This is a genomic window from Streptomyces sp. NPDC046335, assembly GCF_055587985.1.
Genome location: NZ_JBVJFF010000004.1, coordinates 365,485 through 379,913, shown reverse-complemented (window position 1 = coordinate 379,913; position 14,429 = coordinate 365,485). Strand labels below are relative to the sequence as shown.

At 71.4% G+C, this 14,429-nt stretch carries 13 protein-coding genes and 1 pseudogene; 7 read left to right on the top strand and 7 right to left on the bottom strand.

What is annotated here, in order from left to right:
• The first annotated feature begins 77 nt into the window (after positions 1–77).
• On the top strand, positions 78–4,091 hold the full coding sequence (locus tag ACZ6JY_RS11210) for an amino acid adenylation domain-containing protein (protein ID WP_469194565.1): 4,014 nt from the start codon (positions 78–80) through the stop codon (positions 4,089–4,091).
• A gap of 29 nt (positions 4,092–4,120) precedes the next feature.
• On the opposite strand, the gene ACZ6JY_RS11205 is transcribed toward ACZ6JY_RS11210, so the two are convergent.
• Positions 4,121–4,807, bottom strand: coding sequence for a DUF899 domain-containing protein (locus ACZ6JY_RS11205; RefSeq protein WP_469194563.1), 687 nt, complete (start codon positions 4,805–4,807; stop codon positions 4,121–4,123).
• A 121-nt stretch (positions 4,808–4,928) separates the two neighbouring features.
• Between ACZ6JY_RS11205 and sigJ the strand changes: the two genes are divergently transcribed.
• The gene (gene sigJ / locus ACZ6JY_RS11200) at positions 4,929–5,879 is read left to right on the top strand and encodes an RNA polymerase sigma factor SigJ (protein WP_469194561.1); all 951 of its coding nucleotides are present in this window, start codon (positions 4,929–4,931) and stop codon (positions 5,877–5,879) included.
• 103 nt (positions 5,880–5,982) lie between these two features.
• Positions 5,983–7,161 carry an NAD(P)/FAD-dependent oxidoreductase gene (locus ACZ6JY_RS11195; RefSeq protein ID WP_469194559.1) on the top strand — a complete coding sequence of 393 codons (1,179 nt, stop codon included), beginning with the start codon at positions 5,983–5,985 and terminating at the stop codon, positions 7,159–7,161.
• On the opposite strand, the gene ACZ6JY_RS11190 is transcribed toward ACZ6JY_RS11195, so the two are convergent.
• Entirely contained in the window at positions 7,151–7,516 is a 366-nt protein-coding gene (locus ACZ6JY_RS11190) for a darcynin family protein (RefSeq protein ID WP_469194557.1), read from the bottom strand. The two genes, ACZ6JY_RS11195 and ACZ6JY_RS11190, sit on opposite strands and share 11 nt — an antisense overlap.
• A 200-nt stretch (positions 7,517–7,716) precedes the next feature.
• Here ACZ6JY_RS11190 and ACZ6JY_RS11185 point away from each other — a divergent pair, with 200 nt between their 5' ends.
• Positions 7,717–8,709, top strand: a complete 993-nt coding sequence (locus tag ACZ6JY_RS11185) for a LysR family transcriptional regulator (protein ID WP_469194555.1) — start codon at positions 7,717–7,719, stop codon at positions 8,707–8,709.
• On the opposite strand, the gene ACZ6JY_RS11180 is transcribed toward ACZ6JY_RS11185, so the two are convergent.
• From ACZ6JY_RS11180 to ACZ6JY_RS11170, 3 genes are read right to left on the bottom strand one after another with little or no spacing between them, the layout of a single operon-like run.
• Entirely contained in the window at positions 8,681–9,073 is a 393-nt protein-coding gene (locus ACZ6JY_RS11180) for a VOC family protein (RefSeq protein ID WP_469194553.1), read from the bottom strand. The genes ACZ6JY_RS11185 and ACZ6JY_RS11180 overlap by 29 nt on opposite strands.
• Complete coding sequence (locus ACZ6JY_RS11175) at positions 9,070–9,372, bottom strand: ArsR/SmtB family transcription factor (RefSeq protein ID WP_469194551.1); 303 nt, start codon at positions 9,370–9,372, stop codon at positions 9,070–9,072. Before ACZ6JY_RS11175 ends, ACZ6JY_RS11180 begins: the two co-directional genes overlap by 4 nt.
• 42 nt (positions 9,373–9,414) lie before the next feature.
• Entirely contained in the window at positions 9,415–10,095 is a 681-nt protein-coding gene (locus ACZ6JY_RS11170; RefSeq protein ID WP_469194549.1) for a formylglycine-generating enzyme family protein, read from the bottom strand.
• A 309-nt stretch (positions 10,096–10,404) separates the two neighbouring features.
• Between ACZ6JY_RS11170 and ACZ6JY_RS11165 the strand changes: the two genes are divergently transcribed.
• Entirely contained in the window at positions 10,405–11,277 is an 873-nt protein-coding gene (locus ACZ6JY_RS11165; RefSeq protein ID WP_469194547.1) for a glycoside hydrolase family 16 protein, read from the top strand.
• A gap of 38 nt (positions 11,278–11,315) precedes the next feature.
• On the opposite strand, the gene ACZ6JY_RS11160 is transcribed toward ACZ6JY_RS11165, so the two are convergent.
• Positions 11,316–11,858: a DUF2000 family protein gene (locus ACZ6JY_RS11160; protein ID WP_469194545.1), complete on the bottom strand. Its 543-nt coding sequence runs from the start codon at positions 11,856–11,858 to the stop codon at positions 11,316–11,318.
• A gap of 49 nt (positions 11,859–11,907) precedes the next feature.
• Here ACZ6JY_RS11160 and ACZ6JY_RS11155 point away from each other — a divergent pair, with 49 nt between their 5' ends.
• A complete protein-coding gene (locus tag ACZ6JY_RS11155; RefSeq protein WP_469194543.1) occupies positions 11,908–12,777 on the top strand; it encodes an AraC family transcriptional regulator in 870 nt (289 codons plus the stop codon).
• A gap of 164 nt (positions 12,778–12,941) precedes the next feature.
• Here the strand turns inward: ACZ6JY_RS11155 and ACZ6JY_RS11150 are convergent, their stop codons facing one another.
• On the bottom strand, positions 12,942–13,496 hold the full coding sequence (locus tag ACZ6JY_RS11150; RefSeq protein WP_469194541.1) for a tellurite resistance TerB family protein: 555 nt from the start codon (positions 13,494–13,496) through the stop codon (positions 12,942–12,944).
• A gap of 198 nt (positions 13,497–13,694) precedes the next feature.
• Here ACZ6JY_RS11150 and ACZ6JY_RS11145 point away from each other — a divergent pair.
• Positions 13,695–14,090 (top strand): annotated as a pseudogene (locus ACZ6JY_RS11145) (DUF5959 family protein); the annotation flags it as partial.
• Between the last annotated feature and the right edge of the window lie 339 nt (positions 14,091–14,429).

Below are 14,429 nucleotides of genomic sequence, written 5' to 3'. Positions count from 1 at the left end.
ACAGAGGGGCGGCAGAGCGTGCCGTGAGCCGGCGCGAGCGGGCGGTGGCCCTGGCCGTGAGGGAAGTTGACGCGAGAATGGACAGTAGGTTCGACGGTGGCCGCGGGATGCCGCTGAGCGCTGCGCAGACGGGCATGTGGTTCGCCCAGGCCCTGGATCCGCGGAGCCCGGCGTTCCGGGCGGCCGAAGTGCTGGAGCTCCAGGGCCCGGTGGACGTAGGCGTACTGGAGCGGGCGCTGCGCGAGGCTCTCACCGACGCCGAGGGACTGCGCGCACGGTTCGTGACCGACGACGGCGGTGATGTGCGGCAGATCGTCGAGCCGCTGCGCGGCTGGGGGTTGCCGCACATCGACCTGCGGGACGAGAGCGACCCCACCGCGGCCGCGTACGCGTGGATGCGCGCCGAGCTCGACCGGCCGGTGGACCTCGGGCGCTCCCCCACGGGGGTCTTCGTCGCACTGCGGACGGCACAGGACCGGTACCTGCTGTACCTCGCCATGCACCACATCACCCTGGACGGCTACGGCGCGGCCTTGTTCATCCAGCGGATCGCCGAGGTGTACACCGCCCTGGACGCCGGGGAGCCCGTACCGCCGTGCCGTATGGGCGCGTTGAGCCAGGTGCTTGCGGACGAGGCCGAGTACCACGCCTCGGAGCGGTTCGTACGGGACAGGGAGTACTGGGCGGCGGAGCTGGCCGACTGGCCCTCCCGGCCGGATTCCGCGCACGAGGTGCCGGACATCCCGCGCGGCTTCGTCCGGGCGACCGGCCACCTCGACGCCGCGGCGGCGGACGGGCTGCGGTCCCTGGCCCGAAGGGCGCGTACGGGCCTCGCGACGGCGGCGATGGCCGCCCTTTCCCTGTACGTGCACCGGCTCAGCGGGCGGGACGAGGTGACGCTCGATCTGACGGTGACCGGCCGCGGCGCCGCGGCGCGCGACGTGCCGACGATGCTCGCCAACATCCTGCCGCTGCGCGTGCGGATGGACGAGCGGAGCACCCTGGAGGACCTGCTGCGCCACACCGTCGTCAAGGCCAAGGGGCTCCTGCGCCACCAGCGCTACCCGTACGGATACATGGCACGCGAGCTGAAGATCGCCCGGCGTCCGGAGGGCTTCGCGGACGACTGGGGCATCAACATCATGACGCACGACAAGGAGTTGACCTTCGGGCGGTACGCGGCGGTGCTGCACAACCTGTCCAACGGACCGGTCACGGGCCTGGGCGTGAACGTCTACGACCGGCCCGCCGACGGCTCGCTGCGCATCGACTTCCAGGCCGACCCGGCCCTGTACTCCGCCGCGGACGTCACCGCCCACCACGGGCGCTTCATGGCCCTGCTGCGGACACTGTCACAGGCCGAACCGGTCCAGCCCCTCAAGGACATCGACCTCCTGCCGGCCGGTGAGCGCGCGGAGCTGCTGCGCGCCGCGAAGGGCGGTGAACACGCCGTCCCCGCCACGACGTTGCCGGAGCTGTTCGAGGCCCACGCCCGCCGTGCCCCCGACGGGACGGCCCTGGTGTGCGGCGGCACGGAGCTGACCGGCGGCGAACTCAACGCCCGCGCCAACCGTCTCGCGCACCTGCTGCTCGCGCGAGGCGCCGCCCCCGAGACGTACGTGGCGGTGCTGCTGCCCCGTACGGCCGACTACGCCGTCGCCCTGCTCGCCGTCCTCAAGACGGGCGCGGCCTGTGTGCCGCTGGACCCGAGCCACCCGGCGGAGCGCATCCGCACGATGGTGGGCGACGCCCGGCCGCTGTGTGTGATCACCGCCTCCGCCGAAGCCCCACGCCTCGCCCGTGCCACACCCACGGTGGTGCTCGACGAGGAGAAGACGGTGGTCGAGCTCGGGTGCCGGCCGGTGACCGATCCTCGCGGCCCTGACCGGCCCCGGCCCTTGCGGGCGCATCATCCCGCGTACGTCAGTTTCACCTCGGGCACCTCGGGGCGCCCCAAAGGTGTGGTCGTCGAGCACCGGCAGCTGACCAATCTCTTCTTCGACCACGAGCGCGACCTGATCGCTCCCGGCGTCGCCTCGGCGGGGCGCCGGCTGCGGGCCGCGCTCACCGCCTCCTTCTCGTTCGACACGGCCTGGGTGGGGCTGCTCTTCCTGGCCGCCGGTCAGGAGCTGCACCTCATCGAGGAGCCGGTGCGGCTCGATCCCGGCGCCCTCGTCGCCACCGTCCGCGAGCGGCGCATCGACTTCCTCGACCTCACGCCTTCCTTCCTCCGCCGGCTGCTGGCCGCGGGCCTCGTGGAAGGCGAGGGGCATCATCCGCGGATGGTGATGGTCGGCGGCGAGGCCATCGACGCCGGCCTGTGGCAGCGACTGCGGACCTGCCCCACGACCGTCTTCCACAACTACTACGGGCCGACCGAATGCACGGTGGACGCGGTGTACCGCCGTATCGAGGAGGCCGCGGAGCGCCCCGTCATCGGGCGTCCCGGCCACAATGTGCGGGCCTACGTCCTCGACCACGCGCTGCGGCCCGTCCCCGCGACGGTGCCGGGCGAGCTGTATCTGGCCGGTGCGCAGGTCGCCCGGGGGTACCTGGGGCGGCCCGGCCTGACCGCCGGGCGGTTCGTCGCCGACCCCTTCGGCGCGGCGGGTTCCCGCATGTACCGCACCGGTGATCTGGTGCGCCGGACGCATGACGGCGAGCTGGAGTACCTCGGCCGCAACGACGAGCAGGTCAAGGTGCGGGGCGTACGCATCGAGCTGCCGGAGATCGAGGCGGTCCTCGCCGGTCACCCGCGCGTCGCCCACGCCGCCGTCACCGTCCACGAGGCCGGTCACGGCGCCTCCGCCACGCAGACCCTGGTCGCACATGTCGTGGCCTACGAGGAGCATGTCGCCGACGGCGTCGGCGCGCCGCTGGACACCGTCGGCCTGCGGTCCTGGGTCTCGGCCCGGCTGCCCTCGCCCATGGTGCCGTCCCGCTTCGTCGTCCACCGGGCCCTGCCCCTGACCGTCCAGGGCAAGCTGGACCGCGCCGCCCTCGCCACCGCGGCGGCCCCCGCGGCCCCGGCCGGCGGCCGTCCGGCGGGGAGCCCGCTGGAGAAGGAGCTGTGCGGCATCTTCTGCGACGTCCTCGACGTTCCGGACGTCAGCATCGACGACGACTTCTTCGCCCTGGGCGGCCACTCGCTCCTGGCCGCCCAGCTCACCGCCCGCGTCCGCACCGACCTGGGTGCCGAGCTGCTGCTCGGCGCGCTGTACCAGGCCCCGACGGTCGCCTCCCTGGCCAGGCTCCTGGAGGAGGACACCCAGCAGGACGCCTTCGAGGTCCTGCTGCCGCTGCGCACCACCGGCACCCGCCCGCCGCTGTTCTGCGTGCACCCCGCGGGCGGCCTCGGCTGGTGCTACGCGACCCTGCCGCCGCATCTGCCGGCCGACGTCCCGGTGTACGCGTTGCAGGCCCGCGGGCTGCGCGGCGCCGACCGGCCCGCGGATTCCTTCCGCGAGATGATCGCCGACTACATCCGGCACATCCGCTCGGTCCAGCGGAGCGGGCCCTACCACCTGCTCGGCTGGTCGCTCGGCGGAGCCCTGGCCCATGCCGTCGCGGTCCAGTTGCAGAGCGAGGGCGAGCGGGTGGACATGCTGGCCATGCTCGACGCCCAGCCCATCGACCCCTCGGGCCACCTGTGCGCCGAGCAGGACTCGCAGCGCCTGACGAACCTCCTCCTCGAAGCCGCCGGGCAACTGCCCCAGCGGCGCGGCCCCTCGCAGGGCGGCGCCATCTCCGGTCGTGATGTCATGCCGACCGAGGCACTGCGGGCGTCGTACGCCGAGCACGCGCTCGACGAGGTCCACCTCAAGGCGGCCACGGCGCTCATCAGCCACCACGCCACTCTCCTGCCGACCTTCACCGAAGGCGTCTTCGACGGTGACCTGGTCTACTTCCACGCCACCCGGGGGAAACCCGACACCGCCCCCACGGGCCGCAGCTGGCAGCCCTGGGTCACCGGCCGCATCACCTCCCACGACACGGCCTGCACCCACCACGCCATGACCCAGGCGGAGAACATCGCCCTGACCGGCAACGTCCTCGCCGAACGCCTGGTGCCCCGCCCCTCGTCGAGGTGACAGGTCACCGTGACGGCGACGTCAGTGCCTCACGCCTCGGTGCCGTACCGCGCGGCGATGTCCTGGGAGTCGGCCCAGCGGCTGTAGGTGGGTGACTGGGGCCAGCCGTCGGGCGAGTCCTGCCACACCTCCTGCCGCCCGTACGGCAGCACGTCGACCAGCGCGAAGGTGTGGCTGAGCTGCTCGACGCCCCGGCCGCTGGTGTGCCAGGTGCGGTAGACGGTGTCGCCGTCGCGCAGGAGGACGTTGACCGCGAAGCCGCCGCCGGGCGGTGCGCCGACGTCGCCGCCGAACGGGCTGTTCGCGGTGGAGTACCAGGTCATCTTGTTCCCGACCCTGCGTTTGTACGCCAGGGCCTCGTCGATGGGCCCCTGGGTGACGATGACGAACCTGGCGTCGTACGCCTCCAGGAGCTCCGGCCGGGTGAACTGCGCCGTGAAGCCGGTGCAGCCCGAGCACTGCCAGGTCTCGCCGGGGAACCACATGTGGTTGTAGACGATGAGCTGGGAGTGGCCGGCGAACACGTCGGCCAGCCGGACCGGGCCGTCCTCGCCCTCCAGGGTGTAGTCGGGCAGCTCGACCATCGGCAGGCGGCGGCGCTGGGCGGCGATCGCGTCGAGTTCCCGGGTGGCGGCCTTCTCGCGGGCGCGCAGTTCGTCGAGCTCGTACTGCCAGGTCTTGGCGTCGACGACGGGGGGTAGCGCCTCGGCTGTCATGAGTACCTCCGTGGTTCACGGCATGCGGCATGAGCGTTCTGTACGGGTAGACCGTCCGCGTCCGCCGAACTCATCGCTCCCCGCGGCGGCATCCTGCCGGTGGCCGGTTAGGATCCGGGCCATGGCTCTGACCATGCGTGACATCGACCGCTTCGAGGCCGCCATGCCCCGCCTGCGGGCCATCGCCTACCGCCTCCTCGGGTCCGCGAGTGACGCGGAGGACGCCGTGCAGGACACGTTCCTGCGCTGGCAGGCGGCCGACGTCGACCGCGTCGAGGTCCCGGAAGCCTGGCTGACGAAGGTCCTCACCAACCTCTGCCTCAACCAGCTCGCCTCGGCCCGCGCCCGGCGCGAGACCTACGTGGGCCAGTGGCTGCCCGAGCCGCTGCTCGCCGGGGACCCGATGCTCGGCCCCGCCGACACCGCCGAGCAGCGCGAGTCGGTCTCGTACGCCGTGCTCACGCTCATGGAGCGCCTCTCCCCCAATGAGCGGGCCGTGTACGTGCTGCGTGAGGCCTTCGGGCACACGCACCGGGAGATCGCGGAGATCCTCGACATCACCGAGGCCGCCAGCCAGCAGATCTCGCACCGCGCCAAGAAGCACATCCGGGCCGGCAAGGCCCGCGCCGAGGTCGACGAGGCCGCCGCCCGGCGGGTCATCGAGGAGTTCCTCACCGCCGCCACCAGCGGCAGGACCGAGCCGCTCGTGCGGCTGCTCACGGAGGACGCCATCGCGGTCGGCGACGGCGGCGGGAAGATCCCTGCCCGCGCCAAGGCGTTCGAGGGCGCCGTCGCGGTCGCGAAGTTCATGCGGGGACTGTTCCTGCCCGGCAAGGCCAAGCGCGACATCGCCGGCGGCTCGCCCGAGGTGTACACCACGGCCGCCAATGGTTCCCCCGCCCTCGTCGCGGTCGTCGACGGCCGGGTCATCGGCGTCACGTGCCTGGAGATCACCGCCGCGGGCGTCGCCGCCTTCCGCAGCCAGTTGAATCCCGACAAGCTCGAACGCGCGAACCGGCAGTGGGCGGCGACGGGCCACGATCACGGGGAGCCCCTGCACCTCACCTTCTGACGCCTCGGCGCCAGAAGGTGAGGTGAGTCACATCGCGTTCCTGTCAGGAAACGGCGGGCTGTCCGGTTCAGGTGGCGAACCCCCGCGAGACAGGAGCCAGGAAATGCAGCACCGCATCATCGTCCTCGGAGCCGGCTACACCGGAGCGTTCGCCGCCGGGCGCCTCGCCAGGCGGCTGCGCCGTGAGGACGTCACCATCACCCTCGTCGACGCGGAGCCCGACTTCGTCGAACGCGTACGGATGCACCAGCTCGCGGTCGGCCAGGACCTCACACCCCGGCCCTACAGCGAGATGTTCGCGGGCACGGGCGTCGCGCTGAAGCTCGCGCGGGTCACCGGCATCGACGTCGACAGCGGCACCGTCTCCGTCCACGGCGCGGACGGCACCGAGGAGTTGGCGTACGACACTCTGGTGTACGCGCTCGGCAGCGGCTGGAACCCCCAGGGCGTACCCGGCGCCGCCGAGCACGCCCACGACATCGCAGGCCGCCCCGGGGCGCTCCGGCTGCGTGAGCGCCTCGCCGCGCTGGAGGCCGGCAGGACCGTGGTCGTCGTCGGCGGCGGGCTCACAGGGATTGAGGCGGCGACCGAGATCGCCGAGGCGCGCCCCGACCTCGACGTCGCGCTCGCCGCACGCGGCGGCCTCGGCGACTGGCTCTCACCCGCGGGCCGACGTCACCTGCGGAAGGTCTTCGGCAAGCTCGGCATCGCGGTGCACGAGCACACGGCCGTCACCTCCGTGGAGGCCGACCGCGTCACCACGGCGGACGGCGGTGACGTCCCGGCGGCGGTCACGGTATGGACGGCCGGGTTCGCGGTCCACCCCCTCGCACGGGCCACCGCCCTGGAGGTCACCGGCACGGACCAGATCGTGGTCGACGGCACCATGCGTTCCGTCTCGCATCCGGACGTGTACGCCGTCGGTGACGCGGCCATGGTGATGGGCCCCGGCGGCAAACCGCTCCGGATGTCGTGCGCTTCGGGAACCCCCACCGCCTGGCAGGCCGCTGACTCCATCGCGGCACGCCTGACCGGCGGGAAGCTCCCGAACGCCCCGCTGCGCTACTTCAACCAGTGCATTTCGCTGGGCCGCAAGGAGGGCATCGTCCAGTACGTCACCGCCGACGACCGTGCCGTCCGCGCGGCTCTGACGGGGCGTTTCGCCGCGCTGTACAAGGAGACGATCTGCAAGGCCGCGGCCTGGGGCGTCGCCCACCCGACCTTCGGCATGCCGGTCCGGCGCCGCGCCGTGCCCCTCCGTGTCGCCGATGTCAGGTGCTGATGGTGGTGACGGGGTCGAGGCCGTAGGTGCGGGCGTAGCCGTTCTCGGTGCCCACGAGGAGGTCCACGACCTCGAAGTAGCGGTCCCAGAAGGGCGTTTCGCGCAGTACGTCGATGAGGAGCTGGTAGGCGGCGTGGTCGTCCGCCTCCCAGACCCAGACGTCGGTGACGCGGGTGGAGTAGAACTCCGTGTCGTAGAAACGCGACCGCACACCGGTGGTCCTGGCCTTGACCGCGGACATGACCTGGGTGGCGAAGGCGTCCACCCTTTCCTCGGGCGTCATGGCGAGCCATTCGGGCTGGGTCTTGATAAGCATGAACGCGGTGACGGGCGGGGTGGTCTGCTCGGCGAGCATGGTGGTGCCTCCACAACGTGGGCGTGAGTGGTTTCGGCGACGAACCCCGCGTGCCGCGTCATGCGGCCTCTTGGGTACGTGGGTTCGTGGGTTCGTGGGTTCGTGCCGGAATCGGTACGTCACTCATCCTGCGGAGAGCCATGGCATTGCCACAATGGGAACTTCAGCACGCGATTATTGCCTGAAGTGGAATGATGCCGATGAGCAGCGAAGATCCCGTCATCGACGCCCAACTCGCCGTGGCGCTGGACGCGCTGCTGACCGAGCAGAGCGTCACCCGCGCCGCCGCACGGCTGCACACCTCGCCCGCCGCCATGAGCCGCACTCTCGCCCGTCTGCGCCGAACCCTCCAGGACCCCCTCCTGGTCCGGGCCGGCCAGGCCATGGTCCCCACTCCCCGCGCCCGGGCCCTGCGCGAGGAGGCAGCGGCGGTCGTGCAGCGTCTGGGGGCTCTGCTCAGCCCTGGTTCCCGGGTCGACCCCGCGACCCTGCGGAGCACCTTCACCCTCCAGACGGCGGACCTGGTCGGCGCGGCGCTGGCGCCCGGGCTGCTGCGGCTGGCCCGGCAGGAGGCACCGGGGGTCTCACTGCGGTTCACGGCCGAGGAGCTGGAGGCCGGTCCTGGTCTGCGGGACGGGCGGATCGATCTGGAGGTCGGGGCCATCGACCACGTCGACCCCGAGACCCTGGTCGAGGAGTTGCTCACGCTGCGCATGGCGGCGGCCGTCCGGCCAGGTCATCCCCTCACCGAAGGCACCCTGACCCCGGAGCGGCTGGCCGCCGCCGAACACGTGGCGGTCAGCCGCCGCGGCCGGTTCACCGGGCCCCTGGACGCCGCTCTCGCCGAGCACGGCCTCCGCCGGCACGTCACCGTCGTGCTGCCCAGCCACCTCGCCGCGATGGCCCTCGCCGCCCGCAGCGACGCCGTGTGCCTGGTCCCCACCAGGCCCGACGGCGCCTCCTCGCCCCCTCTCACCGACGCCGCCACGGACCTCGGGCTGCGCCTCCTCCGCATTCCGCTTCCCCTGCCGCCCGTGGTCATCGGCATGGCCTTCCATCCCCGTCACGCGGCCGACGGCGGCCACCACTGGCTGCGGGGTGCCGTCCGCCGGACCCTCGACGGTGCCCAGGACGGCGGCCGCCCCGCCATGCCGGCGCCGCCGGCTACTGCGGCTCGGTCGCGATCTGAATGAGGTTGCCGCAGGTGTCGTCGAAGACGGCGGTCGTGACGGGGCCCATCTCGGTGGGCTCCTGGGTGAATCTGACGCCGAGGCCGCGCAGGCGCTCGTACTCCGCCCGTACGTCGTCGACGGCGAACTGGGCGAGCGGGATGCCGTCCGCGACGAGTGTGTCCCGGTAGGTCACGGCGGCCGGGTGGGCCGCGGGCTCAAGGAGGAGTTCGGTGCCTTCGGGTTCGTCCGGGGAGACGACGGTCAGCCACCGGTCCTTCCCGCCCACCGGGACGTCGTGCTTCTTCACGAAGCCGAGGATCTCGGTGTAGAAGTGCTCGGCCGTGGTCTGGTCGTCGACGAAGACGCTGGTCATATGGATTTTCATGAGGTGCTCTCCTGTGGTCCTGACGGGTGGGGTGTGAGCCAGCGCTCGGCGATCTGCCGCAGCGGGGCCGTGTTCAGGTCATGGAATTTGTAGCGGCCCTCCCGCCTCGTCTCGACGAGTCCGGCGGCCTCCAGCACGGCCAGGTGCTGGGAGACCGCCTGACGCGAGATGGCGAGCCGATGCTTCATGCTCAGCCGCGAACAGATCTCGAACAGTGTCTGTCCGGATCTCTCGGTCAGCTCGTCGAGGATCGTGCGGCGGGTGGAGTCTGCCAGGGCTTTGAAGAGGTCATCGGCCACGACTCCAGGATAGGCAAGCATTCACTTGCCTAACAAGTCGGCTCAGCCGGCCGGCGAACGCGCGACACGGAAGCCCACGTCATCCACCTGGAACGCCGGGTGGCTGCGGCGCCGCGCCGACGCCCGGCAGCTCCAGTGCTCGTCGAACCAGCCTCCGCCGCGCAGCACCCGGTAGTCGCCGTAGACCTCGGCGTCGTAGATGTCCCAGCACCAGTCCCAGGCGTTGCCGAGCATGTCGTACAGGCCCCACGGGTTGGGCCGCTTGCCGCCCGCGTCGTGGATGCGCTCGCCGGAGTTGCCGCGGTACCAGGCGATCTCGTCGAGCGGCGCGTAGTGCGGTCCGCTCGTGCCCGCACGGCAGGCGTGCTCCCACTCGGCCTCGGTCGGCAGCCGGTACCCGTCGGCCGACGCGTCCCACTCGATGCGCTCGACGCCTTCCTCGCCGGGGAAGAGACGGTACGCGGGCGCGTACCCGTCACGCCCGGACAGGGCATTGCAGAAGCGGACCGCGTCCCACCAGGAGACACTCTCGACCGGCAGCGAGTCCCCCTCGGCGGCGCTCGGGCGCACACCGGTGACCTGCGCGTACAGCGCCTGCGTGACCGGGAGGGCCGCGAGTTCGTAGGGCGCGAGCCCCACCGTCCAACTGCGCTCGGTCCGCCGGTCCGAGAGCGTTACCCGCCCCGCCGGTACGGCGACCATCTGCACCGCGTTCTCGATCATGGGTCGATGATCGCACCGTCTCCGTTCCGGTTGAGGGGCGGTTTCGCAGCCGCGCCCACCGGTCGGGGCCCGTCCGGACAGGCCCGACCGGGCGGCCAGATTGGTCCGCACCAACTCCTTGACGTGGCCTGTGATGCTCTCTTAAATCAAGTACTGAACGAAGCAACGGGATTGATCGCCCGGCGCGTTCATTTTTCGACATCGATTTGTCATGGGCATGCCCCTCAGATGCTCATGGCGCCGCATGGCTCTGCATGCTCCGGCACTTCGCACCCCCCACTCCCTCGCACCCCCACGTGAAGCGATGTGATGACAGTGCACACTTCTTGGCGCCGCCGCGCGGCACTCACCACGGTCGCCCTGGCCTGCTGCGCCTCGGCCCTGGCCGGGCTCCCGGCCGGGGCCCAGGCGACCCCCGTCTCCCCTGCCGCCTCCGCCGCGGCCACCACCTTCTCCGACGACTTCGACGGGCCCGCCGGGTCCGCGGTCGACGGCGGCAAGTGGCAGATCGAGACGGGCGACAACGTCAACAACCACGAGCGGCAGTACTACACCTCGGGCAACAAGAACGCGGCCCTCGACGGCCAGGGCAACCTGGTCATCACCGCCCGCAAGGAGAACCCCGGCAACTACCAGTGCTGGTACGGGCGTTGCGAGTACACCTCGGCCCGGCTCAACACCTCCGGCAAGTTCACGCAGGCGTACGGCCATGTCGAGGCCCGCATGAAGGTGCCGCGCGGGCAGGGCATGTGGCCCGCGTTCTGGATGCTCGGCGCCGACATCGGCAGCGTGGGCTGGCCGAACAGCGGTGAGATCGACGTGATGGAGAACGTCGGCTTCGAACCCGGCACCGTCCACGGCACCCTGCACGGCCCCGGCTACTCCGGCTCCGGCGGCATCGGCGCGGGCTACACGCTGCCCGGCGGCGAGGCGTTCGCGGACAAGTTCCACACCTTCGCGGTGGACTGGTCACCGAACAAGGTCACCTGGTCCGTGGACGGCAACGTCTACCAGACCCGCACCCCCGCCGACCTCAACGGCAACCGGTGGGTCTTCGACAAGCCCTTCTTCCTGATCCTCAACCTCGCGGTCGGCGGCTACTGGCCGGGCGACCCCGACGGCAGCACCACCTTCCCGAACCAGCTCGTCGTGGACTACGTCCGGGTGACCACCAACGACTGAAGTCCCCGGACCGGTACCCGTACCGCAACCCCAGGCGCTCAAGGGTGCATGCGCGCGCCCTTCAGCACCTTGTCCACCGCGTTGCGCGGACCGTGGACCGCCAGACCGACCAGGTCAAGGGCTTCCCCGCGCACGGCCCTGACCGCCGCCCGGTTGTCGCGGTCGTTGCCCGTGGTGAAGAGGTCCGCCGTGAACAGGGCTCTGGGCAGTGAGCGGGAGAGCGCCTTGCCGTGCGCGGCCGTCAGCGTCTCCTTCGACCCCTCGAAGATGAGCACGGGCTGGCGGAACATGGGCAGGTAGGGGGTGTCGTCGGCGTCCGCGTACGGCTCGCCGACGACCTCCGGTACGGCCGTACCGAGGCCGCTCACCAGGAACGCGGTGACGTTCAGCCGCTGCCACGGTTCGAGGTCGTCGCGCAGCAGGACGGCGATCTTGGTGTCGAACCGCACGGGCGGGTTCTGGGCCTTGGCTGCGCTGCTGTCGTGCCCGGGTCCGGCTTCGGGGGCGGGTCCGGGTCCGGGTCGGGCGGCGGGGTCCGTGTCAGGGGTGGCGTCCGTGTCAGGGGTGGTGTCCGTTCTCATGCTGTGAGACTCGCGGGTGTGGGCCTTCCGCGTCTTGTACGTTCTTTGCGTGGTGCAAGGACAAGAGGTTTCCGCCTGGCGCCCGCCGGTCGCGGGAGTCGTGGAGGTCTTCCACGCCCATTTCACCGAGCACGCGTATCCCATGCACGTGCACGACGCCTGGACGCTGCTGATCGTCGACGACGGAGCCGTCCGGTACGAACTGGACCGCTACGAGCGTGGCACCCCGAGCGGCACGGTGAGTCTGCTGCCGCCGCAGGTTCCGCACAACGGCTCCGCCGCGACGCCGCACGGGTTCCGCAAACGGGTGCTGTATCTCGACATGACGCAGCTCGACGAGAGCTTCATCGGCCCGGCGGTGGACGGCCCCGACCTCACCGATCCGCTGCTCCGCAGACGAGTGGGGCAGCTGCACGCGGCCCTGGCGAACCGGGGCGACGAGCTGGAGGCCGAGAGCCGCCTGGCGCTGGTCGGTGAACGGCTGCGGGGGCATCTGCGTCCCGCGTCGCCCCCCGGCGGGCCGCGGCCTGCCCGTGGCGTCGCCCACAGCCGGGACACCCACAGCCGGGTCGCCCACAGCCTGCGCGATCTCCTCGACGAGCGGCTCTCCGAAGGCATCACCCTGGACGAGGCCGGGCGCCGGATCCACGCCAGTTCCGCGCATCTCGTACGCGCCTTCAGCGGTGCTTTCGGCATCGCCCCGCATCAGTACCTGATGTCCCGCCGGATCGACCTGGCCCGCCGGTTGCTGCTCGACGGGCGGACGCCGTCCGAGGTGGCGATCGCCGCCGGCTTCTACGACCAGCCGCACTTCACCCGGCATTTCAAGCGGGTGGTGGGGACCACTCCCGGGCGTTACGCCCGCGTACCGTCCCTGACCACGCGTGGCGAGACCGGAGCGGGTCCCACCGGGGCGTAGGTGCACCGCCTGCGCCCGGCCCACCCGCGGGCAGGCCCCGGCCCCGCCGCCCGCCCGCGTCCGCTGGTTCGTCGGTCCTCAGAACAGCGGACGCGGGGCGCGACTGGCAGGACCAAAAGGCCGGAGACAGGTCAGAGACAAGTCAGGGACAAGTCACAGACGGGTCAGAGGCCGAACTCCTGCGGCGAGACGTTGAGCGCCATGCACGCCTCGCGCAGGACCTGCTCCTCGGCCGGGGCGATATAGCCGTCCGCGCCGGCGACGACGAAACCGGTCTGGATGACCGCCTTCGCCTCCACCGGCTTCTTCGCCGCCTTGGCGATCTCCTGCATGACTTCCGTCTTGCCCTGCTGGAAGTTGAACGACAGCTGGTCCGCGTGCTTGTTGAACCGCTGCCGGAGCTGCTCGGGCGGGAAGTTCTTCAAAACGTCGTTCTGAAGGATCAGGGACTCCACGTGCTGGCGCTCGGCCGGGTCCACCGAACCGTCCGCGGCCGCCACCAGGGCGCACATGGCCATGCTGGCGTCGCGGTAGGCACCGCTCTTCAGCTCCGTCTTGAGGGAGGCGAGCTGGGTCTTGAGCACGCCCACGAGCTGCGCCTTCGACCCTCCGCTTCCGCCGGACCCCGACCCCGGACGCCCGGAGCCGCCGGAGCTCCGTCCGCCCTGCGATTGCTGCAGGCCCTTGGCCTGGTCCTTGATCCGATCCCACATCGCCATGCGTGCCACCTCGGCTACCCGTTTGCCAGTCCGCGCGTAACCGCGCGTCCTCCTGCCAACGCCCCTCCCCTCTTTGAAGTTCCTTGACCAACACAGTTGCTGACGGTCTCACCGAAATCGGCGAAATGAGGTGGCGAGAGCGGCCTCGGCAGCGCAAGGATCCACGGGACTCGTCCATGCGTTCGTGAAGGGGCAGCCATGAGCGACGCCGCTGCAAGAAGGCTGATCCATCTCGCGGATGACGAGGGGAACAGCGTCACCATCGACGTCCTGGGTATCCACCCCGGCTGGCGCGAAGGTCTCAGCGCCGAGATCGTCGTGACGACGCCGTTCGTGTCCGGCCGCATCGGCCTGGCGCTGTCCCGCACGCGGCTGGAGAGCTGGGCGGGGGCGCTGGACAGGCTCGACTCCGGTGAGAACGTCGGCTGGATGGAGATGAGCCGGGGGCCGTCCCTCTTCGTCCGGCTCACCGGTGAGCGTGACTGCCCGGAGGTACTCGTCGAGGACGAGTCGGGGTCCATGGTCACCGTACGGGTTCCACTGGCCCCGCCGGACGGCTGGATCACCGAACACCAGCAGCGCCTGCACCGCGTGGCGCGACACTGGTACCCGACGCTACGACTCCCCTCCCCCACGCCCGGCACCACGCTGGAAACCCCACACGCCCCACGGGAGCCGGCCCCGCGCGCGCCGCAGGGGGCCACGCCTGACGCCACGCCTGACGGCACACGCGAGGCCACCCCGCACGACCCACGGAGCGCGGCCCCGCACGAGACCACTCCCGACGGCACGCAGGAAGCCGCGCCTGACACCACCCGGGACGGCACACGCGAGGCCATTCCCGACACAACGCCGGACGGCACCCCGCACGCCCCGCCGAGCACCACGCCGGACGAGGCCACTCCCGACTCCACCCCGCACGCCCCGCAGAGG